Below are 26689 nucleotides of genomic sequence, written 5' to 3'. Positions count from 1 at the left end.
TCCGTTCCTGGCTCGCCGACTGGAACGAGCACCCCAGGCCGTTCGTCTGGACGAAGACCGCCGACGAGATCCTCGACAAAGTAGCCGCCTACTGCCGACGAATCTCCGACTCAGGTCACTAGTACTCCAGCCGTAGATCGTGATCTCGATGGTGAGGGCGCCGAGGAGACAGGTGGCGTGTCGATCATCTGGACGAGATCGACCACGCCATCGGGGGGCGTTGTCCGCCTACTCGAGTTCACCGAGACGTACGTAGGGCGTCCTTTATCTCGCTGAGCTTCGCGGTTGTCGCCGGGGTCCACTCTTTCGCCTGTCCGCCGAGGCGGAGGGCATCCTCGATCTCGCTGAGCTTCGCGGAGGACAGGACGGCCGCCCGCTCGATCAGGTCGTCCCGGGACATGGTGGTCAGCCACGTGCAGGGGGTGAAGCCTGGACGCGGGAATGCGAACCGCAGTACGCCTTCAAAGGGCAGTCCTTCCATGGCTCCTACTTGCACTTCGACGCCCAGACCGCTGATGTCGACGCTTGCCGGCGCGACGACCTGCATCGCCCGGATCCCGGACGCGTCGTCTGCCGACAGCAGTACGACCAGCCGCCGCTCGTCGAACTCGACCCACCAGACTTCGCCACGCTGCACATGTCCTCCTGACACAGGACGGCAGACGAACGCTGCACGACCCTGACGCGCTGTGGAGACGGGTGCGGCCACCGTTGATCATCGGCGTGTGAAGACAAACGATCATGCGGTGGCCGCAGGTCACAGCGTAGACCCTGCCCGCTGGCAGGAGGCGTTCGAGGGCCTGATGAGCCGGATCGCAGGCCGGTTCACGCGAGTCGAACCCCGGCGCAGGGCCGGACGGTTGGTGTTCGGGTTGCTGTCGGACCTGCCGCGTAAGAACTGCTGGACCATCGCCGAGGGGGCCGGGGAGGCCACCCCGGACGGCATGCAACACCTGCTCGGGCGGGCCAAGTGGGACGCCGACCAGGTCCGCGACGACGTACGCGGCTACGTGGTGGAGCACCTGCACGACGACCAGGCGGTTCTGGTGGTCGACGAGACCGACGACGTGAAGAAGGGCACCGGCACGGTCGGCGTCCAGCGCCAGTACACCGGCACCGCGGGCAGGATCGAGAACGCCCAGGTCGCCGTCTACCTGGTCTACGCAGGCCGGCGCGGGCACGCCGCGGTGGACCGGGAACTGTACATTCCGCGCTCCTGGACCTCCGACCCCGACCGCTGCAGCCCACGCCTTCCTGGCCGTCGTCCGCGCGGACGAACACGCCCACCACCCCGCACTCGACGCCCTCATGCCGCTCACCTGCAACGAGATCCAACGACTGTTCATCACGCTCGTCGTCCCACCCGTCCACGACGCCGTCCACCGGCTCGGCTGGTCCGACTGGCGACGCCGCCACCAGGCCCGATCCCAGGTCAGCCACTACCGACGACAAGCCACTCAGGCATGAAGATCACGAACTACGGCTGGAGTACTAGGTGTGTGGTCCCGGGTACCGCGGGTAGCAGGGGCTGGCCCCACGTCCGATCGGCCGGACAGCCGGATGGCCCGGTGGATCCCGTGTCGGCGACGGTGGGGCGGTACCCAGCAAGTCGCCTACAGAGAAGGCAAGATCGTGCGCATCGTCACGGCCACCGCCGTCGCCCTGGCCCTCGTCGGCGCAGCCGCGCCGGCCGCCACCGCCCACCAGCCGGCCACCGACGGAATCTGGCGCACCGACGGCTACGGCACCGTGCTGTCCATCCGGAACGGAACCCTCCAGGAGTACCAGACCACCGCCGTCAGCTGCATCGCGGGCGACACCGCACAGCGGACCGGCCCCGGCGCCTACACCACGCCTGGAGGCACCGTCCTCACCGTGCGCACCCGCGGGGACCGCGACCGTGCTTCCGTACGGCTGGACGGCGACGTCGGCGAACGGAACCTGCGCCGGATGACGGAACTGCCCGACGCCTGCACGCGTTCCGCCCCCGGGGGTCCGCTCGCCTCCTTCGACGTCTTCTGGCAGTCCTTCGAGGAGAACTACCCCTTCTTCGCCGCCAAGGGCATCGACTGGCACACCGTACGCGACCGGTACCGGCCCACGGTCCACGAAGGGACGACCCCGGACGAACTCTTCGCCGTCTTCAGCAAGATGGTCGAGCCGCTCCACGACGCCCACGTCGCCGTCTGGGACGTCGACGGCGACGGCGACGGTGACCCCGACCGGGGCTTCGCGCAGGTCCGCCCGGGCACCGTCCGGCCCGACGGGAAGCTCGACGCCAAGGTCAAGAAGTTCGTCGTGGAGCGCGACCTCAAGAACGCCCGGAACCTCCAGGACTTCGCCGCCGGGCGGATCACCTACGCCGACCTCCCCGGCGGGCAGGGCTACCTGCGGATCTCCGGCTTCGGCGGCTACGCGGGCGGCGGGGCCTCCTACGCCGCCGAGCTGGCCGAGCTCGACAAGGCGCTGGACACGGTCCTCGCCCAGGAGCGGACCCGGCACCTGAAGGGCCTGGTCATCGACCTGCGGATCAACGGCGGCGGCTCCGACGCCATGGGGCTCCACATCGCCGGGCGGCTGACCGACACTCCCTACCTCGCCTACTCCAAGCGGGCCCGCAACGATCCCGCGGACCCCACCCGGCACACGCGCCCCCAGCCCCTGTACGTCACGCCCGCCCAGGGCCCCCGCTACACCGGACCGGTCGCCGTGCTGACCGGCGGCTCGACCGTCAGCGCGGGGGAGACCTTCACCCAGGCCCTCATGGACCGGCCCGGCCGGACCGTGCGGATCGGGCAGCCCACGCAGGGCGTCTTCTCGGACGTCATGGTGCGCAAGCTGCCCAACGGCATGTCGTTCTGGCTGCCGAACGAGGAGCTGCTGACCCGGTCGGGCAGGACCTTCGACGGCGCGGGCATCCCGCCGCACCTCACCGAGCCGGTCTTCACCACGGAGGAGTTCGACCAGAACAAGGACTCGGCCTTCGACCGGGCCGTGAAGGTCCTGCGGGACTAGGACGGCTCCTCCCGCAGACGCCCCGGCCCCGCCGGCCTAGGAGTTGTCGTCGAAGTGTCACGCCCACATCAGGAGCGATGCGAGGGTGACGGCTGCTTGGTAGGGCTGGGCTGTCTTGTCGTACCGGGTGGCGATACCGCGCCACTGCTTGAGGCGGTTGAAGCACCGTTCCACGACCTTACGGTGCCTGTAGACCTGCCTGTCGAAGACGGGCCGGCGGCCGCCTCGACTGCCGCGCCGGGCCCGGTTGCGGACCTGATCGGACCGCTCCGGGACGGTGTGGGTGATGCCCCGGCGTCGAAGCCAGGTCCGGATCGTCTTCGAGTTGTAGCCCTTGTCGCCCATGACGTGGCCGGGCCGCATCCGCGGCCGGCCCGTCCGAGGCGGGGCACCCGTATCGCGTCCATCACGGCGGTGAACTGGGTGCGGTCGTTGGTGTTCCCGCCGGTCTAGACGAAGGCCAGCGGGGGCCCGAGCCGTCGCAGCGGGGCTGTCCTGGGCCGTCTGCGGGCGCCGTCGAGGGACCGCCGGAGCTCACTGGCAAGCACCGACGACAACCAAGAGGAGCACTCGGCGCGGCGTGCTCCTCTTGCCGCGCCGCCCCGGCTAGACCCAGGTGTCCAGCCACATCCTGCTGCGCCACTGGTCCATGGGGATCGCCGTGCCCGTGTAGATAGGCCAGAAGTAGATGAAGTTCCAGACGATCAGCAGGACCAGCACCCCGGCGGCGACCGCGCCGAACGTGCGGCGCCGTTCCGAGGAGCCCGGTGGGCCGATGATCGCGCCGATCATCATCGTCACCGCGAGACACAGGAACGGGACGAACACCACCGCGTAGAAGAGGAAGATCGTGCGTTCCTGGTAGAGGAACCACGGGACCCAGCCCGCCGCGATGCCGCACGCGATCGCGCCGGCGCGCCAGTCGCGGCGGAAGAACCAGCGCCACAGGACGTACAGGATCGCGACGCACGCCGCCCACCACAGAAGGGGCGTGCCGAGGGCCAGGACCTCCTGGGCGCACTTCTCCGTCGCGGTCCTGGGGCAGCCGGCCTCGCCCGGGGCCGGGCTCTCGTAGAAGTAGGAGACCGGGCGGCCGAGGACGATCCAGCTCCACGGGTTCGACTGGTACGTATGGTGCGAGGTCAGATTGACGTGGAAGTTGTAGACCTCGGTCTCGTAGTGCCACAGGCTCCGCAGCCAGTCCGGCAGCCACGCCCAGAAGCCACCGCCGGTCAGCTTGTCCTGCTCGGCCGCCCAGTTGCGGAAGTACCCCTTGTCCGAGGCGATCCAGCCCGACCACGTGGCCACATACGTGACCACCGCGACCGGCACCACCGAGACGAACGCCGGGACCAGGTCCCGCCTGAGCACCGCCCGGTACGGATGGACCGCGCCGGCCGTGCGCCGCCCGCCCGCGTCCCACAGCACCGCCATCAGACCGAACGCGGCCATGATGTACAGGCCGTTCCACTTCGTCGCGAAAGCCAGGCCCAGCATCACCCCGGCCGCGAGCCGCCACGGCCGCCATCCGAGGCGCAAGGTCTCCGCGACGCCCGCGTCCGGCCGCAGCACCCCCTCCTCGTCCTCGGGAAGCGCCGCCGCCAGCCGCCGCCGCGCCCAGTCCCGGTCCACCAGCAGACAGCCGAAGGACGCCAGGACGAAGAACATCAGCACCTGGTCGAGCAGCGCCGTGCGGCTCATCACGAAGTGCAGGCCGTCCACCGCGAGCAGCAGCCCCGCCAGACACCCCAGGAACGTCGAACGGAACAGCCGCCGCCCCATCCGGCAGAGCATCAGCACCGACAGCGTGCCGAGCAGCGCCACCATGAACCGCCAGCCGAACGGCGTGAAGTCGAAGATCTTCTCGCCCAGACCGATGACCCACTTGCCCATCGGCGGATGGACCACATAGCCGGGCTCCGTCGGGATCACGACCGCGTTCGGATCCGTCAGGATCGTCTTGTCGACGTCCTTCGGCCACGCCCCCTCGTACCCCTGGTTGATCAGGGCCCAGGAGTCCTTGGCGTAGTACGTCTCGTCGAATATCACCGCGTGCGGCTTGTCCAGTTTCCAGAACCGCATCAACCCCGCGAGCAGCGCCACCAGCAGCGGACCGCCCCAGGCCGTCAGCCGCCAGATCCGGTCCGCGAGCCCGGAGGACACGCCGAGCATCAGCCACATCCGCTCCGAAGGGCGGGTGTACGGCGGTACGAGACGCTCCCGCAGCCCGGGCCCCGCGGCGCCTCCGGCGGGGGGTACGTAGCCGAAGCGCCGCAGACGCTGCTGCCACGAAGGGGGCTCTTCCACGGCGTGCTGACCCTGCAGGGCCTCGGGTGCGGTACTGGTCACCGCGCCATCGTAGGGAACGCGCCTGTGCGAGTCGCCTGTCCGGGCTGGGAGGATGACCCATGTGACAGGAACGCTGGTACTTGCAGGGACCCCCATCGGGGACATCGCGGACGCCCCGCCGCGTCTCGTGGCAGAGCTGGAGAGCGCCGACATCGTCGCCGCGGAGGACACCCGGCGGCTGCGCGGCCTGACCAGGGCCCTCGGTGTGCACACCACGGGCCGGGTCGTCTCGTACTTCGAGGGCAACGAGTCCGCCCGTACGCCCGAGCTGGTCGAGGCGCTCGTGGGCGGCGCGCGCGTGCTGCTCGTCACCGACGCGGGCATGCCGTCCGTCTCCGACCCCGGCTACCGCCTCGTCGCCGCCGCCGTCGAGCAGGACATCAAGGTCACCGCCGTCCCCGGCCCGTCCGCCGTGCTCACCGCGCTGGCCCTGTCCGGGCTGCCCGTGGACCGCTTCTGCTTCGAGGGCTTCCTCCCCCGCAAGGCCGGAGAGCGGCTCGGCCGGCTGCGCGAGGTGGCGCAGGAGCGAAGGACCCTCGTCTACTTCGAGGCCCCGCACCGGCTCGACGACACCCTCGCCGCGATGGCCGAGGTCTTCGGCGCCGAGCGGCGCGCCGCCGTCTGCCGCGAGCTGACCAAGACGTACGAGGAGGTGAAGCGCGGCGGCCTCGGCGAGCTGGCCGCCTGGGCCGCGGAGGGCGTACGGGGCGAGATCACCGTCGTCGTCGAGGGCGCCCCGGAGACCGGACCCGCGGAACTCGACGCCGAGGAGCTGGTGCGCAGGGTGCTGGTGCGCGAGGAGGCGGGGGAGCGGCGCAAGGAGGCCATCGCGGCGGTCGCCGCCGAGGCCGGCCTGCCCAAGCGCGAGGTGTTCGACGCCGTCGTCGCGGCGAAGAACGCGGCAGCGCAGGGCCATGTGTCGGGACCGGTGCGGGGGACCACGAACGGGTAAAGGCTTATGGTGAAAGGCAAAGCGAAACCCGCGTGGCAGGCCTTCTGAGGGCCTGAGAGCAAGGGAAGGCCCAAGGGCATCCCATTGTTCCACCGGCGCTGATGCGCTCCGGCCGGAAAAGGCGTCCACTGGTTCGGTGGAGAGGAGCTGGCATGAGTGAGATCACCGGCACCGGAGTGCCCGTCGCCCATGAGGCGTACGCCTTCGCCTGCATGCGCTGTGGATACGGCTGGGAGCAGGCGTACGACATCGAGCACCACGTCGACCCGGCCGGCCAGGAATTCATCGTCTACAAGGCCGGCGGCGAGCGGGTGCCCTCGCCGCTTTCCAGCCCGACCTGCCTGAACTGCGGCGGCCATGTCGTCCGCATCATGCGCGCGGGCCAGGTCTCGTCGACGGTGGACTCCTGGGAGCAGGCCTATCACCCGCGCGAGCCCCGGGAGGGCAGGCCGTTCGCTCCGGCCGGGCCCATCGGGCCCGCGGGACCGATCGGGCAGGACCTGGAGCGCAACCAGGGCGTCGAGCGGGCCGAAGGCGCGAGGAAGCACGTCCCCAAGACGGGCGGCCCGCAAGGGGAGGCGCCCGGCCCGGTCCATGTGGACGAGCCCCGACGCCGACGCCTGTCGGACCTGTTCCACCGCAAGCCCCCCGCCTCGTAGGCGCTCCCGGCAGGCGCTCCGCGCAGGCCGTCGTGGGTGAACTCATGGCCCCTCGTACGATCGGGGCCATGAGTTCCAAGGACGCCCCGCCGCCGCTGCCCGAACCCCTCCTCGTGGAGGTGGCGGACTCGCACACCCACCTGGACATGCAGACCGGCACCGTCGAGGAGGCCCTCGCCAAGGCCGCCGCCGTCGGCGTCACCACCGTCGTCCAGGTCGGCTGTGACATCAAGGGCTCCCGATGGGCCGCCGAGACCGCCGCCGCGCACGAGAACGTGCACGCCGCGGTCGCCCTGCACCCGAACGAGGCGCCCCGGATCGTCCTCGGCGACCCCGACGGCTGGTCCCGGCAGGGCGCCAGAGAGGCCGGCGGGGACGCGGCGCTCGACGACGCGCTCGCCGAGATCGACCGGCTCGCCGCGCTGCCCCAGGTCCGCGGCGTCGGCGAGACGGGCCTGGACCACTTCCGTACGGGTCCTGAGGGGATGGCCGCCCAGGAGCGTTCCTTCCGCGCCCACATCGAGATCGCCAAGCGGCACGGCAAGGCGCTCGTCATCCACGACCGCGAGGCGCACGCCGACGTGCTGCGCGTCCTGGACGAGGAGGGCGCGCCCGAGCGGACGGTGTTCCACTGCTACTCCGGCGACGCCGAGATGGCCCGGATCTGCGCGGCGAAGGGCTACTACATGTCCTTCGCGGGCAACGTCACCTTCAAGAACGCCCAGCCCCTGCGCGACGCCCTCGCCGTCGCCCCGCTGGATCTCGTCCTCGTCGAGACGGACGCCCCGTTCCTGACCCCTGCGCCCTACCGTGGCCGGCCCAACGCGCCGTACCTGGTCCCGGTGACCGTGCGCGCGATGGCCGAGGTGCGCGGCATCGGCGCCGACGAACTGTGCGCGGCGATCGCCGTCAACACCGCGACCGCCTTCGATTACTGATGAATAACGGTTACGGGATGTAGTCGAGGCGCTTTGGAGAGTGACCGGTGATCCCGCTAGGGTCCCGGCCTCGTGAGCACCTCGCAGGGAAGTCACCGGGCCGCCCGGGGCGGGCGCCGGCCGGCCCCCTCCCTCCATGAGCAGCCGACCCTCGCGGCGCCCCTCGCGGCGCCCCTCGCGGCGCCCCTCGTGCCCGGCCAGGGCGCGGCGCCCGCCGCCACCTCGGCCGTCCCCGGGACCCGCGCCGAGGCCCGGCGGGCCGCGCGGCGCCGCAAGGCCTCCGCTCCGGCCGCCGACAGCCTGCGCCGCCTCCTCCCGCAGGCCCTGGTCGTCGCCTTCCTCGCCGGCGGCACCAGCGCCTTCGTCGCCAACGACAAAGCCGTCCGGCTCTCCGTCGACGGCGTCCCGCGCACCCTCCACACCTTCGCCGACGACGTCGACGAACTCCTCGCCGACGAGGGCCTGGCCGTGGGCGCCCACGACATCGTCGCGCCGGCCCCGGGCGCCGCCCTCGCCAACGGCGACGAGATCGTCGTCCGCTACGGCCGGCCCGTCGCCCTCACCCTCGACGGGCAGCGCCGCCAGGTGTGGACCACCGCGAGGACCGTCGAGGGCGCCCTGCGCCAGCTCGGCGTCCGCGCCGAGGGGGCGTACCTCTCCGTCTCCCGCTCCGCCTCCATCTCCCGCAGCGGCCTCGCCCTCGACGTACGGACCGAACGGACCGTCACCTTCCTCGCCGACGGCCGCCAGCGGACTCTGCGCACCAACGCCGCCACCGTCCGCGAGGCCGTCGAGGAGGCCGGGATCACCCTCTCCGGGCAGGACACCACCTCCGTGCCGCCCGGCTCCTTCCCTCGCGACGGCCAGACGATCACCGTCATGCGGATCACCGGCGGCAAGGAGGTGCGCGAGGAGCCGATCCCGTACGCCGTCGAGAGGACCCGCGACCCGGAGCTCTTCGCCGGCACCGAGGTCGTCGAGGAGCAGGGCGCACAGGGCGTGCGCCGGGTCACGTACGCGCTGCGGACCGTCAACGGAGTCCGGCAGAAGCCGAGGAGGATCCGCGAGGAGATCGTCCGCGAACCCGTCAGCCGGAAGGTGAGGATCGGCACCCGGCCGCTGCCCTCGTCTGTGGCGGGGGCGGACGGGCTCGACTGGGGCGCGCTGGCGGCCTGCGAGTCCGGCGGACGGCCGGACGCCGTCGACCCGTCGGGGACCTACGGCGGGCTGTACCAGTTCGACCCCGGCACCTGGCGCTCGCTCGGAGGCCGCGGCGTCGCCCAGAACGCGCCCGCCTCGGAACAGACGTACCGGGCGAAGAAGCTCTACGTGCAGCGGGGGGCGAGTCCGTGGCCGCACTGCGGCCGTAGGCTGTACCGGTGAGCACCACCACCGGCCCCGAAAGCCCCGACGCCCTCCTCGGCCCCGCCGACATCCGTGAGCTGGCCGCCGCCCTCGGCGTGCGCCCCACGAAGCAGAAGGGCCAGAACTTCGTCATCGACGCCAACACCGTCCGGCGGATCGTCCGCACGGCAGAGGTGCGCCCCGACGACGTGGTCGTCGAGGTGGGCCCCGGGCTCGGCTCGCTGACCCTGGCGCTGCTCGAGGCCGCGGACCGGGTGACGGCCGTCGAGATCGACGACGTCCTGGCCGCCGCGCTGCCGGCGACCATCGAGGCCCGTCTGCCCGGGAAGAAGGACCGATTCGCGCTCGTCCACTCCGACGCCATGCACGTCCAGGAGCTGCCGGGCCCGCCGCCGACCGCCCTGGTCGCGAACCTTCCGTACAACGTGGCCGTGCCCGTCCTGCTGCACATGCTGGACCGCTTCCCGACGATCGAGCGGACGCTGGTGATGGTCCAGGCGGAGGTCGCGGACCGGCTCGCGGCCCGGCCGGGCAACAAGGTCTACGGCGTGCCGTCGGTCAAGGCGAACTGGTACGCCGAGGTGAAGCGGGCCGGCTCGATCGGCCGCAACGTCTTCTGGCCCGCCCCGAACGTCGACTCGGGCCTGGTCTCGCTGGTCCGCCGCACCGAGCCGGTGGCGACGACCGCCTCGAAGACCGAGGTCTTCGCGGTCGTCGACGCGGCCTTCGCCCAGCGCCGCAAGACCCTCCGGGCCGCACTCGCCGGCTGGGCCGGCTCCCCGGCGGCGGCCGAGGAGGCCCTGGTGGCGGCGGGCATCTCGCCCCAGGCACGCGGCGAGGCACTGACGGTGGAGGAGTTCGCCCGGATCGCGGAGGCGAAGAAGTGAGCGGCACGGAGCAGGCGGGCGCCGCCGCCGAAACCGCCGGGCTCGCGGGGCCCGGGGCGACTGCCGCGGGTGGTGCCGAGGCCGCCGGCGACGGCGCTGCGGCGGTCACGGTAAGCGTGCCCGCCGGGGACGCCGACCGCGCCGCGCGGAGCGTCACCGTGCGGGTGCCGGCCAAGGTGAATGCGCAGCTTGCGGTCGGCGGGGCGCGGGCTGACGGGTTTCATGACCTGGCCAACGTGTTTCTCGCGGTGTCGTTGTACGACGAGGTGACGGCCGCGCCTGCCGAGGGGCTGCGGATCACGTGCGAGGGGCCGGACGCCGACAAGGTGCCGTTGGACCGGACGAACCTGGCCGCGCGGGCGGCCGAGCTGCTCGCCGCACGCCACGGAATCTCCCCGGACGTCCACCTGCACATCAGGAAGGACATCCCGGTCGCCGGCGGCATGGCCGGCGGCAGCGCGGACGGCGCGGGCGCGCTGCTCGCCTGTGACGCGCTGTGGGGCCTGAACTCCTCGCGCGCCGAACTCCTCGACATCTGCGCCAGACTCGGCAGCGATGTGCCGTTCAGCCTGGTCGGCGGGGCGGCGCTCGGCGTCGGGCGCGGCGAGCGGCTGACGGAGCTGCCGGTGGGCGGCGCGTTCCACTGGGTCTTCGCCGTCGCCGACGGCGGGCTGTCGACGCCGGCGGTGTACGGCGAGTTCGACCGTCTCCACGAAAGCGTCGACGTCCCCGAACCGGTCGCCTCCCCGGCACTGCTCGACGCCCTGCGCACGGGGGACGCGACCGCCCTGGCCGGCGCGCTGGTCAACGACCTCCAGCCGGCCGCCGTCTCCCTGCGGCCGTCCCTGGCCGCCACCCTGGAGGCGGGTACGGCGGCCGGCGCCCTGGCCGCCCTGGTCTCCGGCTCGGGCCCGACGACGGCGTTCCTGGTCAAGGACGCCGAGTCGGCCGAGACGGTGGCGGCCGCCCTCACCGCCTCCGGCACCTGCCGTACCGCGCGCGTGGCCACGTCCCCGGCCCCGGGCGCGACGGTCCTGGACTGACGACCTCCAGCCCTCGGCCCAGGCCGTGTCCGTGAAGTCCCGTTACTTTCCGGACACGGCTTATTGGCACGGGCCGGCACGCACGGGCTGCGCGCGGTGGCCCGCGAGGAGTGGCCCGCCCGCAGGGGCCCACACGCGGTGGCCCGCCGCGCCCGTACTCATCCGCCGGTTGAGTATCCGCGCCCTGACGGAAGGCGGGGCGGGCACGGGACCGTACCCGCATGGGAATCAGCGCTCGGGACCTCGCCGCCGCCACGCCCGCGACGCGTGACCGGTACGTCGACCTGCTGCGGGTCGCCTCGCTCGGGGTCGTCGTGCTCGGGCACTGGCTGATGGCCGCCGTGAGCGCGGACGGGCGGATGAGCAATCTGCTGGCCGTCGTGCCGGAGCTCCAGGCCGTGACCTGGGCGCTCCAGGTCATGCCCGTGTTCTTCTTCGTCGGCGGCTTCTCGCACGCCCTGGCATACCGCTCAAGGCCCCGGTACGCGGACTTCCTGCGCGCCAGGCTCCAGCGGCTGCTGCGGCCCACGATGGTGTTCATCGGGGTGTGGGGCGCCGCCGCGCTCGTCCTGCAACTGGCCGGCGGGGGCACCGGGCCCACCGGAGTCGCGCTGCGGCTGGTCGCCCAGCCACTGTGGTTCATCGGGATCTATCTCGCGATGGTCGCCTTCACGCCGCCGCTGCTGAGGCTCCACGAGCGTTACGGCTGGGGGGCGTTCGCCGGTCTCGCCGGCGGGGCGGTCGCCGTCGACGTGCTGCGGTTCGCCGCCGGGGTGCCGTTCGTGGAGTTCCTGAACTTCGCCTTCGTCTGGCTCGCCGTGCACCAGCTCGGCTTCCTGCGGGCGGACGGCATGATCCGTCTGCCCGGGGCCCTCGCCGTGACGGGCCTGGCGGGCGCGGGTCTCCTGGTCGCCCTCGGGCCGTACCCGCTGTCGATGGTGGGGATGCCCGGCGAGAAGGTCTCCAACATGGCCCCGCCCACGCTCGCCCTGCTCTGCCACGGCCTGTGGCTCGTCGGGGCGGTCGAGCTGCTCAAGGGGCCCGGGAGCCGGTTCGTGGCCCGCGCCGGCGTCTGGCACAAGGTCGTCGCCGCCAACGGGATCGCGATGACCGCGTTCCTCTGGCACCTGACGGCGATGCTCGGCGTGTACGGCGCGATGCTGGCCCTCGACGTGCCGCTGCCCGCACCCGCGACGGGCGCCTGGTGGCTCCAGGTCCCGCTCCGGCTCGCCGCGGCGGCCCTCCTGACCACCCTCCTCGTCACCGCCTTCCGCCGCTTCGAACAGCCCGCGCCTCCCGCCCCCGCCCCCGCCACGGACGGGGGCGGCCCGCTCGCCGCCCTCGGCATCACCCTGGCCCTCTTCGGCGTCCTCGGCCTGTCGATGACCGGTTTCGGAGGCCTCCTGGAGGGCCACGCGGCCACCCTGATCGCCGTACGGATCACCGCCCCGGTCGCGGTGGCGATGACGCTGGCGGGCTGGCTGCTCGTCGAACGCGTCGGCCGGGCCGCGTCCTGACCGGGCTCAGATCCCAAAGGAGCGTCACCCTCGTCCCACAGAGGGCGCGAGATCATCAAAAACCGAGGTCAGGAGCGTGTCGGGGCCGCGGGCGGCACATGCCGTGGCGCAGAGCATCGCGGCGACGGCGCACTTGTGGCCGTGCACGCCTCATGCCACCAGGAGCCCCGGCCCGGGCGGCCGACGTACTCTGGTACGTCGATCGTCCCCCGTACAGGAGTCAAAGTGGCCGTCAATCTGGTCAATGTCGAGGCCGTCAGCAAGGTGTACGGCACACGTGCCCTGCTCGACGGTGTCTCCCTCGGCGTCTCCGAGGGGGACCGGATCGGAGTCGTGGGGCGCAACGGTGACGGCAAGACCACCCTGATCCGGATGCTCGCCAAGCTGGAGGAGGCGGACACCGGCCGGGTCACCCACAGTGGCGGCCTGCGTCTCGGCGTTCTCACCCAGCACGACTCGCTCGACCCGAAGGCCACCATCCGGCACGAGGTCATCGGCGTCATGGCCGACCACGAGTGGGCCGGCAGCGCCAAGATCCGCGACGTGCTCACCGGGCTCTTCGGCGGGCTCGACCTGCCCGGCTTCGAGCACGGTCTCGACACCGTCATCGGTCCGCTCTCGGGTGGCGAGCGCCGCCGGATCGCGCTCGCCAAGCTCCTCATCGACGACCAGGACCTGATCGTCCTCGACGAGCCCACCAACCACCTCGACGTCGAGGGCATCGCCTGGCTCGCCCAGCACCTCCAGGCGCGCCGCTCGGCCCTCGTCTGCGTCACCCACGACCGCTGGTTCCTCGACCAGGTCTGCACCCGCATGTGGGACGTGCAGCGCGGTGACGTGCACGAGTACGAGGGCGGCTACTCCGACTACGTCTTCGCCCGGGCCGAGCGCGAGCGCATCGCCGCCACCGAGGAGACCAAGCGCCAGAACCTGATGCGCAAGGAACTCGCCTGGCTGCGGCGCGGCGCCCCCGCCCGTACCTCCAAGCCGCGCTACCGCATCGAGGCCGCCAACGAGCTCATCGCCGACGTGCCGCCGCCGCGCGACACCTCCGAGCTGATGAAGTTCGCCAACGCCCGCCTCGGCAAGACTGTCTTCGACCTGGAGGACGTGACCGTCACCGCGGGTCCCAAGGTGCTGCTGCGCCACCTCACCTGGCAGCTCGGCCCGGGCGACCGCGTCGGCCTGGTCGGCGTCAACGGCGCCGGCAAGACCTCGCTGCTGCGCGCGCTCGCCGAGGCCGCCCGCACCCAGGGCGAGGCGCAGCCCGCCGAGGGGAAGGTCGTCGTCGGCAAGACCGTGCGGCTCGCCTATCTCTCGCAGGACGTCACCGAGCTGCCCGCCACGCTCCGCGTCCTCGAAGCGGTGCAGCAGATCCGTGACCGCGTCGACCTCGGCAAGGGCCGGGAGATGACCGCCGGTCAGCTCTGCGAGCAGTTCGGTTTCTCCAAGGAGAAGCAGTGGACGCCGGTCGGCGACCTCTCCGGCGGCGAGCGGCGCCGGCTCCAGCTGCTGCGACTGCTGATGGACGAGCCGAACGTCCTCTTCCTCGACGAGCCCACCAACGACCTCGACATCGAGACCCTGACCCAGCTGGAGGACCTCCTCGACGGCTGGCCCGGCTCCATGATCGTCATCTCCCACGACCGGTTCTTCATCGAGCGCACCACGGACCGCACCTTCGCGCTGCTGGGAGACCAGACGCTGCGGATGCTGCCCCGCGGCATCGACGAGTACCTGGAGCGGCGCCGGCGGATGATCGAGGCGTCGGTCCCGACGCCCGCACCGGCCGCCGCCGCACAGCAGAAGGCCGGTGTCTCCGCCGCCGACTCCCGCGCCGCGAAGAAGGAGCTGCAGAAGGTCGAGCGTCAGCTCGACAAGCTCTCCGACAAGGAGAGCAGGCTGCACGCCCAAATCGCCGAAAACGCCACAGACTTCGAGAAGGTGGCGAAGCTGGACGCGGAGCTGCGGGAACTGGCCGGAGAGCGCGAGGAGTTGGAGATGCGCTGGCTCGAACTCGCCGAAGATGCGTAGAGAACCCGTGCGGAACGCGTAACGACGGCATCACGGGCCGGTCCTCCCTTGGGAACAAGGGGTGGACCGGTCACTTTTGCGCCATGCCCCGAGTGGTAGAAAGAAAACCCGCTCACATCAAGGGGGAAGCGCTGATGACCCAGCCGCCCAGCAACCAGCCGCCGGGCTTCGGCGCACCGAACTCGAACCCGGACCCGAACGAGGGCCCGAACCAGGGTGTCCCGCCGATGCCTCCGGCTCCGCCGCAGACCCCGCCGCCCGCCGCGCCCGGCCCTTACGGCCAGCCGACGCAGCCCGGTTACGGCTACCCGCAGCAGGCGCCGCCGCCCGGGTACGGATACCCGCAGCAGCAGCCGGGCCCGTACGGCCAGCAGCCCGGCCCGTACGGCCAGCAGCCGGGCCCGTACGGCGGCTACCCGACCCAGCCCCCGTACCCGGCGGCACCCACCCCGCCCGGCGGAGGCGGCCCCTTCAAGGGCAAGCCCGGCGTCATCGTGGCCGCGGCCGTCGCCGCGCTCCTCGTCATCGGCGGTGGCACCTGGTTCGCCGTCAGCGGCGGCGACGACGAGAAGGACCCCGTCGCCCAGCCGACCGCCACCAGCGGCACCCCGAAGCCCACCGAGTCCGTGGACCAGGGCGACGGCAGCGGCGACGGCCGCAACTCCGAGGACGACCTCAACGCCGGCCGCAAGCCCGGCGAGGCGAAGGTCAACTGGCTGCTCAAGAACAACGTCGACCTGCCCCGCAACGGCGCCGACGTCTTCGGCCCGTGGATCGTCGGTGACATCGTCGTCAAGGGCATGTACAAGAGCCTCGACGGCTACAGCCTCAGCGACGGCTCCGCGAAGTGGCACCTGGACCTGCCCTTCGAGCTGTGCGCGACCCCGCCCGAGCCCGCCGCCGACGGCAGCTTCGTCATCGGCGTCAACGACAGCGCCGGCGACCGCGCCAAGTGCACCCAGCTGCAGAAGATCGACCTCAAGACCGGCAAGGTGGGCTGGAAGAAGGCCGTCCCCAAGGGCACCGGCTTCAGCTCGCTCTCCGACACCACCCTCGCCATCAGCGGCAACACGGTGACGGCCGCCGGCACCGGCAGCTCCTACGGCTACTCCCTCGCCGACGGGCGTCAGCTCTTCGCCGGGCCGACCAGCGGCTGCAAGCCCTACGCCTTCGCGGGCGGGGCGAAGCTGATCGCCGCCGCCAGTTGCCCCACCAGCGACTACAAGAACAAGCAGGAGCAGATCAGCGAGGTCGACCCCGCCACCGGAAAGGCCCGCTGGACCTTCAAGCTCCAGCCCAAGTGGGAGGTCGACAAGGTCTACTCGGTGAACCCGCTCGTCGTCTCGGCGCAGCAGCGCGACGAGAAGAAGTGGACCGTGTTCGCCGTCACCCCGCAGGGCAAGCTCCGCTCGCAGATCCAGGGCGGCACGGACAAGTACGCCCCCAACTGCGGCGGTGCGTTCGTCATCTTCGGCCGCAACCTCCAGGGCTGCACCGGCGTCGCCGCCGACGCCAACACCTTCTACATGGCGACGGAGTCCGACAACCACCGCACCGCCAACGCGGTCGTCGCCTTCGACCTGAACACCGGCAAGTCCAAGTGGCGCGCCGAGGCCCCCGCCGAGCGGACCATCACCCCGCTGCGCATGGAAGGCTCCGACGTCCTGCTCTACATGGACGCCTCCTACGACACGGGCGGCGCGGTGGCCACCCTCGCCCCGACCGGCGGTGCGCCGAAGATCATCCTTCAGCACCCGGCGTCGACGGCGCAGATCGAGAACACCTTCTACGACCCGGGCTTCGCCTACGGCAACGGGACGTTCGTCGTCACCAGCGGGCGGGTGAGCGCCTCCAACGACAAGGAGGAGAAGGAAGCCAAGACGATGATGGCCTTCAGCAAGTGAGGGCTGTCCGACTCCGATGACGACACCTCGACAGCCCGGCACACCCCCGCCCCCGCCGCCGGCGTACGGGCCGTACGGCCGGCTCAATCCCTACGGGGGCGGGCAACCCGGCCCTGAGACGCCACCGCCCCCGTCCGGCCGACGCCGGGTGAAGGGGGTGGTCGCCGCCGTCGTGGCGGCGCTGCTCGCCGTGGGCGGCGTCACCTGGTACGCCCTCGACGGCCGCGAGGGCCGCACGGACGACAAGGCGACGGGCAGTACGAAACCCACCTCGTCCGCGCCGTCCACCGGGCCGTCCGGCCCGGCCGGCGCGCCCCCGCCCGACGCCGTGGACGCGGCCCGCTACAACGCGGGCCGCGCCCCCGGCGACGCCTCCGTGCTCTGGGTCCAGAAGAACGACATCGACGTCACCACGCTGGGCGGTGACGTCTTCGGCCCCTGGCTGGTCGGGGACACCGTCGTCACCGCCATGTACCGCACCGTCACGGCCCATTCGGTGGTCGACGGCACGGTGAAGTGGCGACTGACGCTGGACACCGAGTTCTGCCGGGCGTCCCAGTCGGCCTCCCCCGACGGCAGGATCGTCCTCGCCGTCAAGGACGTCCTGCACGCGGAGACGGACGAGTGCCGACGGCTCCAGATGGTCGACCTGCGCACCGGTAAGGCGGGCTGGCAGCAGAAGATCGTCAAGGAGGGGAACTTCGACTTCTTCCACGAGTACTCGATCGCGATCAGCGGCGACACCGTCACCGCCGGCCGGCACGGCTACTCGACCGCCTACCGGCTCAGCGACGGCAAGCAGTTGTTCGGCAGGTGGGAGGGGAGCGACTGCCAGCCGTACGCGTACGCCGGCGGGCCCAAGCTCGTCGCCGCCGTGTCCTGCCCGACCTCCGACGCGGACAAGCCGCAGGAGGAGATCCACGAGGTCGACCCGGTGACCGGGAAGTCCCGCTGGAAGTACCGGCTCCCGGTCGGCTACCGGGTCGGTCACGTCTACTCCGTACGCCCGCTGGTCGTCTCGGCCACCAACCGCGCGGCGGGCGGGTTCGGCATCGTCGTCCTCAACGAGGACGGCACCAAGCGCACCTCGCTCAAGGGCCAGGACCAGTACGCCGACGGCTGCTCGGACGACGTCGCCCACAAGGGCAACCTGCAGCGCTGCAAGGTCGTCGCGGACGACACCACGCTCTACCTGGCCACCGCCTGGACCAAGGACAAGGGCAACGACATCGTCGCCTTCGACCTGCGTACGGGCAGCGAGGTGCGGCGCATCCCCGGCTCGGCGCGCCACATCACGACACCGCTGCGGATGGAGGGCGGCTCGCTCGTCGTCCGGATCGCCGCGATGCTCGGCGAGCCGGGCTCGCTGGCCACCGTCGCACCGGGCACGACGAAGCCCGTCGAGATCCTCCGGATCCCCCGCTCGGCGGCCCGGGTAGAGGCACGCTTCTCGGACTCCCCGGCGCTGTACGCCGACGGCCGGTACATCCTCGTGAAGGGCGTCGTCGTCGGTTCGACCGACGCCGAGGAGCGGGAGGTGCAGACGCTGCTGGCCTTCGGCAAGTGACACCGACTCCCGCCCGCCCGCCTTCCGACACCTCAGAGGTACCCACGCCATGACCCAGCCACCCCCGCCCCCGCCGAACCAGCCGCCGGGCCCGCCGCCGGGCGGCTTCGGCGCACCCCAGGACCCGCCGCAGGGCGGGTTCGGTGCTCCGACGCCCCCGCCGCAGCAGTCGCCGGGCCAGCCGCCGTACGGCTACCCGCAGCAGCCGCCGACGCAGCCGCAGTACGGGTACCCGCAGCAGCCCCCGACCCAGCCGCAGTACGGGTACCCGCAGCAGCCCCCGCAGCCGCAGTACGGGTACCCGACCCAGCCGCAGTACCCGCAGGTGCCCACGCCCCCGCCCTCCGGCGGCAAGAAGCTGTCGGCGCAGATGCAGATCGTCATCGCCGCCGTGGTCGCCGTCGTCCTGATCGTCGGCGGCGGCGTCTGGTACGCCACCTCCGGCGGTGGTGAGGGGGACGACAACGCCAAGGGCGGCAGCACCGGTTCGACCCAGGGCAAGGGCGGCAGCGGCGGCAACGGGCTCGGCGGCAACGGCAAGGAGAAGGTGCCGGCCGACACCCAGGCCAAGCTGTCCTTCCAGCTCCCGCAGCCCAAGGTCCCCGACCTCACGGACGTGTCCGGCTCCTGGATCACCGACAAGGCGTACGTGAAGACGGGCGTCAACTCGATCGTCGGCTACGACCTGGACAAGGGCACCCCGTCCTGGACCCTGCCCCTGCCGGGCCAGGTCTGCGGCACGTCGCGCCACGTCACCGCCGACAAGAAGACGGCCATCCTCTTCGAGGCGACCAAGCGGGTCGGGCCACGCTACTACCAGCCGTGCACCGAGGTCGGCGTCGTCGACCTGGCCACCGGCAAGCTGGTGTGGTCCACGTCGGTGACCGGCGGCAACGCCGGTGACAGCAAGGCCAGGTTCAGCGAGGTCACCCTGAGCGGTACGACCGTCGCGGCCGGCGGCACCGACGGCGGCGCCGCCTTCGACCTGGCCAACGGCAACCCCCGCTGGAAGCCGCAGGCCAACGCCCAGGACTGCTACGACATGGGGTACGGCGGCGGCGAGGGCCTGGTCGCCGCGCGAAAGTGCGGGCCGTACGAAAGCCAGTACGTCATCATCCAGAACCTCAACCCGCTGACCGGGGCGCCGATCTCCCAGTACAAGATGCCCACGGGCGTGAAGTACGCCTCGGTCATCTCGACCAAGCCGCTGGTCGTCGCGGCCGACGTCGGCGACACGGCCGGCGACGGCAGCGGCATCTCGGACTTCTTCTCCATCGACGAGAAGACCGGCAAGCTGAAGGTCAAGATCGCGGCCGACGCGGACCGTTACGCGGCCCGCTGCCGCTCCACCGAGGTGGAGACCTGCACGAAGGTCGTCGTCGGCAACGGCCGGCTCTACCTGCCGACCGAGGAGCACGAGGGCTCCACCGGAGAGTACGGCGACGAGACCAACGAGATCGTCTCGTTCGACCTGGCCACCGGGAAGCCGACCCCCGAGAAGGCGGACGCGGGCGACGGCTACACGCTGGTCCCGCTGCGGATGGACGGCGGCAACATCATCGCCTACAAGGCCCCGCCCTACGACAAGGGCGGCCAGATCGTCTCCATCGACGGCGGCACCATGAAGTCGACGCTGCTCCTCGAGAACCCCTCGGACAAGGCGGTGCGCGGCGCGGAGGGCAGGTTCTCCGCGGACTACAGCGAGATCGTCTACGCGAACGGGCGGATGTTCATCTCCGCGGTGATGGTCAGCGAGCCGCGCGAGTCCTCCTCGACGAACGACAAGGAGTACCTGGCGCTCGCCTTCGGCACGCACTGATCCCTGCCCGTCCCCGCACGTCTCCACGCGGGACGGGCCGCAGCCCGGCGCATCGATGCACAGCGATGCGCCGGGCTGTTTGCATGTGCCCCGATGAGCGAAGAATTCGACAGTCCGGGGGGACAAGCGTGTAGTTTGCCGGGTCATCGAAGTGGCTGGGGCCGGGGGACGGTTCCAGGGGGGACAGAGGGGTTGCTCGATGGGCGTGCGGCTCATGGTGGTCGACGACCACCGATTGCTCGCCGAGGCGCTCGCCTCGGCACTGAAACTGCGCGGGCACCGGGTGCTCGCGGCGACCGCGCCGGTGGCGGGGGCGGCGGATCTGGTGGTCAGCCGGGCGCCGGAGGTCTGTCTCCTCGGTACGGCGGCCCCGGCGGAGCCGGGCGCCTTCGACCCGATCGTACGGATCAAGCGTGAGCGGCCGCAGGTGGCGGTGGTCGTGCTGGGTCCGGTGCCCTCGCCGCGGGGCATCGCGGCGGCCTTCGCGGCCGGGGCGTCGGGGTACGTACGGCACGACGAGCGCATCGAGGGGGTCGAGCGGGCGCTGATCAAGGCACGGGCGGGGGAGGCGGCGGTGGCGCCGCAGCTCCTCCAGGGAGCGTTCGCGGAGCTCCTGAACCCGGCGGCGCAGCCGGACGACGAGGGGCAGCGGCTGCTGCGGATGCTGACCCCGAGGGAGGTCGAGGTCCTGGTCCGGGTGGCCGAGGGGGAGGACACGCGGCTGATCGCGGCGGGGATGGGGATCGCGCCGAGCACGGCGCGGACGCATGTGCAGCGGGTGCTCATGAAGTTGAGCGTCGGCTCTCGTCTGGAGGCGGCCGCCCTTGCCGCGCGGACGGGGCTGTTGGACCGCGCGCCTGTGCTGGGGGTTCGGGGGGACCGGCCCTAGCTAGGCCGTGTCCCCGAGCTAGAAGGGCGCCGCACCTGGGCGTTGTGCCGACCCGTTCGTCTCCCTTGGGCTCTGCCCTGGGGGACCGCACTGCGGAACAGTCGCCCATGACAGTTGGGCACGCTTCGACGTTGACTCCGATGTTTGATTGTGGTTGTTTGTGCGTGGTTCTGTTTGGTTCCCCGTTGAGGACACCCCGTGAAGAAGACCGTCACCACCCTCGCCGACGGGCGCGAGCTCATCTATTACGACGCGCGTGACGACGCCGTCCGTGACGCCGTCGACATGCGGCCGCTCGACCCCGTCTCCTCCAGCTCCGAGATCCGGTACGACGCGCTCCTCGGGGACTCCGTCGTCATCGCCTCGCACCGACAGGGACGGATCTATCACCCGCCCGCCGACGCGTGCCCGCTCTGCCCCTCCCGTGACGGACTGCGGAGTGAGATCCCCGCCTCCGACTACGAGGTCGCCGTCTTCGAGAACCGCTTCCCCTCCCTCGCCGGGGACTCCGGGCGGTGCGAGGTCGTGTGCTTCACCTCCGACCACGAGGCGTCCTTCGCCGACCTCACCCCCGCGCAGGCCCGGCTCGTGCTCGACGCCTGGACCGACCGGACCGCCGAACTCGCCGAGCGGCCCGGCGTCGAGCAGGTGTACTGCTTCGAGAACCGGGGCGCCGAGATCGGCGTCACCCTCGGCCACCCCCACGGCCAGATCTACGCGTTCCCGTACACCACTCCCCGTACCGCCCTCATGCGGCGCCAGGCCGCCGAGCACCGGACCCGTACCGGGCGGAACCTCTTCGACGACGTCGTCGAGCGGGAGCGGACCGACGCCGTACGGGTGGTCCTGGAGAGCGAGCACTGGATCGCCTTCGTGCCGTACGCCGCCCACTGGCCGTACGAGGTCCACCTGTACCCCACCCGCCGGGTGCCCGACCTCAGGGTCCTCGACGAGTCGGCGCGCACAGAGTTCCCACAGATCTATCTGGAACTCTTGAGGCGCTTCGACCGGCTCTTCGGGCCGGGTGAGCCGCCGACACCGTACATCGCCGCCTGGCACCAGGCGCCGTTCACCGGTGAGGACCGTGAGGAGTTCGGGATGCACCTGGAGCTCTTCACCGTCCGCAGGGCGTCCGGCAAGCTGAAGTACCTCGCGGGCACCGAGTCCGGCATGGGCGCGTTCATGAACGACGTACCGCCGGAGGCGGCGGCCGAGCGACTCCGAGAGGTGGCGAGCAAGTGAAGGCTGTGACGTCCAGGTACCTGGTCACAGGCGGCGCGGGTTATGTGGGAGGGACGGTCGCCCGGCATCTGGTCGAGGCGGGGCACGAGGTCACCGTCCTCGACGACCTCTCCACCGGCTTCGCCGAGGGCGTCCCGGCCGGCGCCGAGTTCATCGAGGGCCGCATCCAGGACGCCGCCAAGTGGCTCGACGGCTCCTATGGCGGCGTCCTGCACTTCGCCGCCTTCTCGCAGGTCGGCGAGTCGGTCGCCAAGCCCGAGAAGTACTGGGAGAACAACGTCGGCGGCACGATGGCGCTGCTCGCCGCCATGCGCACGGCGGGTGTGCGCAAGCTCGTCTTCTCCTCCACCGCCGCCACCTACGGAGAGCCGGAGTCCGTCCCGATCACCGAGTCCGCGCGCACCGCGCCGACGAGCCCGTACGGCGCCTCCAAGCTGGCCGTCGACCACATGATCGGCGGTGAGTGCGCGGCCCACGGCCTCGCCGCCGTCTCGCTGCGGTACTTCAACGTGGCCGGCGCGTACGGCGCGTGCGGGGAGCGGCACGACCCCGAGTCGCACCTCGTCCCGCTCGTCCTCGAGGTCGCCCTCGGCCGCCGGGAGGCGATCAACGTCTACGGCGACGACTACCCGACCCCCGACGGCACCTGCGTCCGCGACTACATCCATGTCGCCGACCTCGCGGAGGCCCATCTGCTCGCCCTGGACGCCATGACCCCCGGCGAACACCTCGTCTGCAACCTGGGCAACGGCAACGGCTTCTCCGTGCGCGAGGTCGTCGAGACGGTCCGCAGGGTCACCGGTCACCCCGTCCCCGAGGTGATCGCCGCCCGCCGGCCCGGCGACCCGGCCGTGCTCGTCGCCTCGGCCGAAACCGCCCGCGAGCGGCTCGGCTGGCATCCGTCCCGCCCGGACCTGGCGGACATCGTGCGGGACGCGTGGGCGTTCACGCAGGAGCGGGAGAGGGGACGCGCGTGAACATGGCCGAGCAGAGGGTGGCCGAGCAGTTCGAGGCCCTGTACGGGGCGGCGCCCGAAGGGGTCTGGGCCGCTCCGGGGCGGGTCAACCTGATCGGTGAGTACACCGACTTCAACGACGGTTTCGTGATGCCGCTGGCCCTGCCCCACACGGCGGTCGCGGCCGTCTCGCGCCGTACGGACGGGGTGCTGCGGGTCCACTCCGCCGACGTCGACGGGGGCGTCGTCCAGCTCGGCGTGGACGCGCTGGAGCCGCTCTCCGGCGGCGGCTGGGCCGCCTACCCGGCCGGCGTCGTCTGGGCCCTGCGGGAGGCCGGCCACCCGGTCACGGGCGCCGACATCCACCTCGCCTCGACCGTCCCGACCGGTGCGGGGCTCTCCTCCTCCGCCGCACTGGAGGTCGTCACCGCGCTCGCGCTGGACGAGCTGTTCGGTCTCGGGCTCGGGCGTCCCGGGATCGCCGTCCTCGCCCAGCGCGCGGAGAACGCCTTCGTCGGCGTGCCCTGCGGGGTGATGGACCAGATGGCGTCGGCGTGCGCGGTCGAGGGGCACGCGCTGTTCCTGGACACCCGGGATCTCTCGTACCGCCAGGTCCCCTTCGACCTCGCCGAGCAGGGGCTGCGGCTGCTCGTCGTGGACACCCGGGTGAAGCACGCGCTGGGGGACGGCGCGTACGCGGAGCGGCGCGCCGGGTGCGAAGCGGGTGCGCGGGCGCTCGGCGTGCGCACACTGCGCGAAGTGCCGTACGCGCGACTGCCCGAGGAGCTCGCTCGGTTGAGCGAGGAATCGGTTCGTTCCTACGTCCGGCACGTCGTCTCGGACAACCACCGGGTCGAGCGGACCATCGCGCTCCTCGACTCCGGGGACGCCCGGGCGGTCGGTCCGGTCCTCACCGAGGGGCATGCCTCGCTCCGGGACGATCTGCGGGTCTCCTGCGCCGAGTTGGACCTCGCGGTCGAGGCGGCGAACGGGGCGGGAGCGCTCGGGGCGCGGATGACGGGCGGCGGGTTCGGCGGCTCGGTGATCGTGCTCGTGGAGGAGCGGGCGGCGGATTCCGTGGCCGCCGCCGTCGAGAAGGCCTTCGCCGAGGCGGGGCTCACCGCCCCGAGGATCTTCCCCGCCGTTCCCTCCCAGGGCGCGAGACGCCTCTGAGCGGGGGCGCCGCACCCCGGCGGACGGGCCACCAGTTCCGCCAATCGGCTTCCGTCGCGGCGCCCCGCCCGTACTCTGATGCACAGCGCCGGTGGGGGCCGGTGCTGATCAGGGGGCGAGACCAGTCGGGTACGGCGCCCGGGACGGGGTAACAGTCACTGCACGGCGGCGGCCGTGCGACCGACGGACCCCCAGCCCGGCGCCGTATCCGCGCCGGTCCGTTCCTCGACACTTAGGGGTGTCCGTGGTCCGTATCCGGGTCCTGGTGGTGGACGACCACCGCATCTTCGCCGAGTCGCTGGCCGCCGCCCTCGCGGCGGAGCCCGACGTCGACGTCTCCGCGGCGGGCAGCGGCCCCGCCGCGCTGCGCTGTCTGGACCGCGCCGCCGCCGAGGGCCGCCGGTACGACGTGATGCTGGTCGACGCCGACCTGGGCACCGGCAGCGCGGTTGCCGCTTCCGTGCCGGCGGCGCGTGCCGTACCGGACCAGGGCGAGGGCGTCGTCGACGGGATCTCGCTGGTCGCCGGGGTCGCCGAGGCCCGGCCCGGCGTCCGTACGATCGTGCTCGCCGAGAAGGACGACCCGCACCGGGCCGCGCTCGCGCTCCAGGCAGGCGCGTCGGGCTGGGTGGCCAAGGACTGTTCGCTGCAGCGGCTGCTCGCGGTGATCCGCGGCGTCCTGCGCGACGAGACGCATCTGCCGCCCGCGCTGCTCACCGGGGTCCTGCGGGAGCTGACGGCGGCCCGCAAGCACCGCACCGAGAGCGAGCGGCTCGTCGAGTCGCTGACCCCGCGCGAGCGGGAGGTGCTGCGCTGCATGGTGGCGGGGCTCGGGCGCAAGGCGGTCGCGGAGCGGCTGTTCCTGTCCCCGCACACCGTCCGTACGCATATGCAGAACGTGCTCGGGAAGCTGGGCGTGCACTCCACACTGGCCGCGGTGGCCCTGGCCCGCCGGGCCGGGGTGGGGCCCGTGGAGCTAGGGGATGTTGTCGAACGGGGCGGTCAGCTGGCGTAGCAGGCCCGCCAGTTCGCCGCGCTGGGTGCGGGAGAGCTGGGCGAGGATGGCGCGTTCCTGCGCGAGCAGCCCGGCCAGTGCCTGGTCGGCCCGGTCGCGGCCCTCGGGGGTGAGACGGACCAGGACCCCGCGCCGGTCGCTGGGGTCGGGCAGCCGCTCGACGAGGCCCTTCTTGGTGAGCCGGTCGATGCGGTTGGTCATCGTGCCCGAGGTGACGAGCGTCTGCGTGAGGAGCTGGCCGGGGGAGAGCTGGTACGGGGCGCCGGCGCGGCGCAGCGACGTGAGGACGTCGAACTCCCAGGGCTCCAGCTGGTGCTCGGCGAAGGCGAGCCGACGGGCGCGGTCGAGGTGCCGGGCGAGCCGCGAGACGCGGCTGAGCACCTCGAGCGGTTCCACGTCGAGGTCCGGGCGCTCTCGGCGCCATGCAGCGACCAGCCGGTCGACCTCGTCCTCCATGTCGATCAGTGTAGAGGGTCTGTTGACATAAAGTCTCTTGACGTCAAGATATATTCGCCTGGACTATGGGGAAGGACGGGGCCGGAACCTATTCCGCTTCGGTCGCTCGTTCCAGCAAGGGGGCTCGTACATGCATTCCGCACCATCTTCTGCTTCCACCTCGGTCGCACCGACCTGGGACCCGCAGCAGTACCTCCGCCATTCCGGACACCGCACCCGCCCGTTCCTCGACCTGCTCGCCCGAATACCCGGGCTGCCCACCGACCGGCCCGCCCGCATCGCCGACCTCGGCTGCGGCCCCGGCAATGTCACCGTCCTGCTCGCCGACCGCTGGCCCGACGCCCACATCACCGGCTTCGACCTCTCGCCCGAGATGCTGGAACGGGCCGAGAAGGACTGGGCCGGCACCACGGCCGGGGGCGGCTGGCTCGACTTCCGGCCGGCCGACGCCGCCCACTGGACACCCGACGAGCCCTACGACCTGATCGTCTCCAACGCCGCCCTCCAGTGGGTCCCCAACCACCCCGAGTCCTTCGCCGCCTGGATCGACGGCCTGCGCCCGGGCGGGACGCTCGCCTTCCAGGTCCCCGGCAACTTCACCTCGCCCAGCCACGCCCTCCTCGGCGAACTCTGCGACACGCCGCGCTGGCACGGCCGCCTCGCCGGCGAGGGCCGCCGCTTCGTCCATGTCCTCGACCCCGCCGACTACCTCACCCGCCTGGTCGACCTCGGCTGCGAGGCCGACGCCTGGGAGACCACGTACTCCCAGCTCCTGCCGGGGGAGGACCCGGTCCTCGACTGGGTCAAGGGCACGGCGCTGCGCCCCGTGCTGACCGCGCTGGAAGGGGACCAGGAGGCGACGGACGCCTTCCTCACCCAGTACCGCGACCTGCTGCGCGAGGCCTACCCC

The 26689-nt window shown here is 71.9% G+C and carries 21 protein-coding genes and 3 pseudogenes; 20 read left to right on the top strand and 4 right to left on the bottom strand.

The window, feature by feature from the left end; genetic code table 11:
* A pseudogene (locus tag IE136_RS36250) lies at window positions 1–122 on the top strand (IS630 family transposase); the annotation flags it as partial.
* A 116-nt stretch (window positions 123–238) separates the two neighbouring features.
* Here IE136_RS36250 and IE136_RS33965 read toward each other — a convergent pair.
* Window positions 239–637: a putative type II toxin-antitoxin system PemK/MazF family toxin gene (locus IE136_RS33965; RefSeq protein WP_189602407.1), complete on the bottom strand. Its 399-nt coding sequence runs from the start codon at window positions 635–637 to the stop codon at window positions 239–241.
* A gap of 166 nt (window positions 638–803) precedes the next feature.
* Between IE136_RS33965 and IE136_RS33960 the strand changes: the two are divergent.
* A pseudogene (locus IE136_RS33960) lies at window positions 804–1241 on the top strand (IS701 family transposase); the annotation flags it as partial.
* A 391-nt stretch (window positions 1242–1632) separates the two neighbouring features.
* Entirely contained in the window at window positions 1633–3015 is a 1383-nt protein-coding gene (locus tag IE136_RS33955; RefSeq protein ID WP_158988032.1) for a S41 family peptidase, read from the top strand.
* A gap of 57 nt (window positions 3016–3072) precedes the next feature.
* On the opposite strand, the pseudogene IE136_RS33950 reads toward IE136_RS33955, so the two are convergent.
* Both IE136_RS33950 and IE136_RS33945 read right to left on the bottom strand, forming a co-directional pair.
* Window positions 3073–3464, bottom strand: a pseudogene (locus IE136_RS33950) (IS5 family transposase); the annotation flags it as partial.
* Between the two features lie 157 nt (window positions 3465–3621).
* Window positions 3622–5364, bottom strand: coding sequence for a dolichyl-phosphate-mannose--protein mannosyltransferase (locus tag IE136_RS33945; RefSeq protein WP_158988030.1), 1743 nt, complete (start codon window positions 5362–5364; stop codon window positions 3622–3624).
* Window positions 5365–5416: 52 nt separating this feature from the next.
* Here IE136_RS33945 and rsmI point away from each other — a divergent pair, with 52 nt between their 5' ends.
* From rsmI to IE136_RS33865, 16 genes are all read left to right on the top strand, one after another.
* Window positions 5417–6316 (top strand): 16S rRNA (cytidine(1402)-2'-O)-methyltransferase, encoded by a 900-nt coding sequence (gene rsmI, locus IE136_RS33940; RefSeq protein ID WP_189602405.1) that lies wholly within the window; start codon window positions 5417–5419, stop codon window positions 6314–6316.
* Between the two features lie 152 nt (window positions 6317–6468).
* A complete protein-coding gene (locus tag IE136_RS33935) occupies window positions 6469–6975 on the top strand; it encodes a hypothetical protein (protein WP_158988028.1) in 507 nt (168 codons plus the stop codon).
* Between the two features lie 68 nt (window positions 6976–7043).
* Window positions 7044–7913 (top strand): TatD family hydrolase, encoded by an 870-nt coding sequence (locus IE136_RS33930; RefSeq protein WP_189602404.1) that lies wholly within the window; start codon window positions 7044–7046, stop codon window positions 7911–7913.
* Window positions 7914–7985: 72 nt separating this feature from the next.
* Entirely contained in the window at window positions 7986–9296 is a 1311-nt protein-coding gene (locus IE136_RS33925) for a resuscitation-promoting factor (protein WP_158988026.1), read from the top strand.
* The gene (gene rsmA, locus IE136_RS33920; RefSeq protein ID WP_158988025.1) at window positions 9293–10165 is read left to right on the top strand and encodes a 16S rRNA (adenine(1518)-N(6)/adenine(1519)-N(6))-dimethyltransferase RsmA; all 873 of its coding nucleotides are present in this window, start codon (window positions 9293–9295) and stop codon (window positions 10163–10165) included. Before IE136_RS33925 ends, rsmA begins: the two co-directional genes overlap by 4 nt.
* Window positions 10166–10281: 116 nt before the next feature.
* Window positions 10282–11208 carry a 4-(cytidine 5'-diphospho)-2-C-methyl-D-erythritol kinase gene (locus tag IE136_RS33915; protein WP_158994362.1) on the top strand — a complete coding sequence of 309 codons (927 nt, stop codon included), beginning with the start codon at window positions 10282–10284 and terminating at the stop codon, window positions 11206–11208.
* A gap of 221 nt (window positions 11209–11429) precedes the next feature.
* Window positions 11430–12725, top strand: a complete 1296-nt coding sequence (locus tag IE136_RS33910) for an acyltransferase family protein (protein ID WP_189602402.1) — start codon at window positions 11430–11432, stop codon at window positions 12723–12725.
* A 225-nt stretch (window positions 12726–12950) separates the two neighbouring features.
* Window positions 12951–14759, top strand: a complete 1809-nt coding sequence (locus tag IE136_RS33905) for an ABC-F family ATP-binding cassette domain-containing protein (protein ID WP_158988023.1) — start codon at window positions 12951–12953, stop codon at window positions 14757–14759.
* 134 nt (window positions 14760–14893) lie between these two features.
* Window positions 14894–16663: an outer membrane protein assembly factor BamB family protein gene (locus IE136_RS33900; protein WP_189602401.1), complete on the top strand. Its 1770-nt coding sequence runs from the start codon at window positions 14894–14896 to the stop codon at window positions 16661–16663.
* 157 nt (window positions 16664–16820) lie between these two features.
* Entirely contained in the window at window positions 16821–18230 is a 1410-nt protein-coding gene (locus tag IE136_RS33895) for an outer membrane protein assembly factor BamB family protein (protein WP_189602400.1), read from the top strand.
* 49 nt (window positions 18231–18279) lie between these two features.
* A complete protein-coding gene (locus IE136_RS33890) occupies window positions 18280–20049 on the top strand; it encodes an outer membrane protein assembly factor BamB family protein (RefSeq protein WP_189602399.1) in 1770 nt (589 codons plus the stop codon).
* Window positions 20050–20248: 199 nt separating this feature from the next.
* Window positions 20249–20938, top strand: a complete 690-nt coding sequence (locus IE136_RS33885) for a helix-turn-helix transcriptional regulator (protein ID WP_158988019.1) — start codon at window positions 20249–20251, stop codon at window positions 20936–20938.
* Window positions 20939–21136: 198 nt separating this feature from the next.
* A complete protein-coding gene (galT, locus tag IE136_RS33880; RefSeq protein WP_189602398.1) occupies window positions 21137–22180 on the top strand; it encodes a galactose-1-phosphate uridylyltransferase in 1044 nt (347 codons plus the stop codon).
* Between the two features lie 5 nt (window positions 22181–22185).
* Window positions 22186–23157 (top strand): UDP-glucose 4-epimerase GalE, encoded by a 972-nt coding sequence (gene galE / locus IE136_RS33875; protein WP_189602397.1) that lies wholly within the window; start codon window positions 22186–22188, stop codon window positions 23155–23157.
* A 2-nt stretch (window positions 23158–23159) separates the two neighbouring features.
* On the top strand, window positions 23160–24308 hold the full coding sequence (gene galK, locus IE136_RS33870) for a galactokinase (protein WP_158988017.1): 1149 nt from the start codon (window positions 23160–23162) through the stop codon (window positions 24306–24308).
* A 244-nt stretch (window positions 24309–24552) separates the two neighbouring features.
* Window positions 24553–25323, top strand: a complete 771-nt coding sequence (locus tag IE136_RS33865) for a LuxR C-terminal-related transcriptional regulator (RefSeq protein ID WP_158988016.1) — start codon at window positions 24553–24555, stop codon at window positions 25321–25323.
* Here the strand turns inward: IE136_RS33865 and IE136_RS33860 are convergent.
* On the bottom strand, window positions 25285–25779 hold the full coding sequence (locus IE136_RS33860) for a MarR family winged helix-turn-helix transcriptional regulator (RefSeq protein ID WP_158988015.1): 495 nt from the start codon (window positions 25777–25779) through the stop codon (window positions 25285–25287). The two genes, IE136_RS33865 and IE136_RS33860, sit on opposite strands and share 39 nt — an antisense overlap.
* Before the next feature lie 130 nt (window positions 25780–25909).
* Here IE136_RS33860 and IE136_RS33855 point away from each other — a divergent pair.
* Window positions 25910–26689, top strand: a 780-nt coding sequence (locus IE136_RS33855) for a trans-aconitate 2-methyltransferase (protein ID WP_189602396.1), incomplete at its 3' end; no start/stop codon positions are given.

The sequence above is a fragment of the Streptomyces lateritius genome, assembly GCF_014649715.1.
Lineage (GTDB): Bacteria > Actinomycetota > Actinomycetes > Streptomycetales > Streptomycetaceae > Streptomyces > Streptomyces lateritius.
This window is presented reverse-complemented; position numbering and strand designations above follow the sequence as displayed.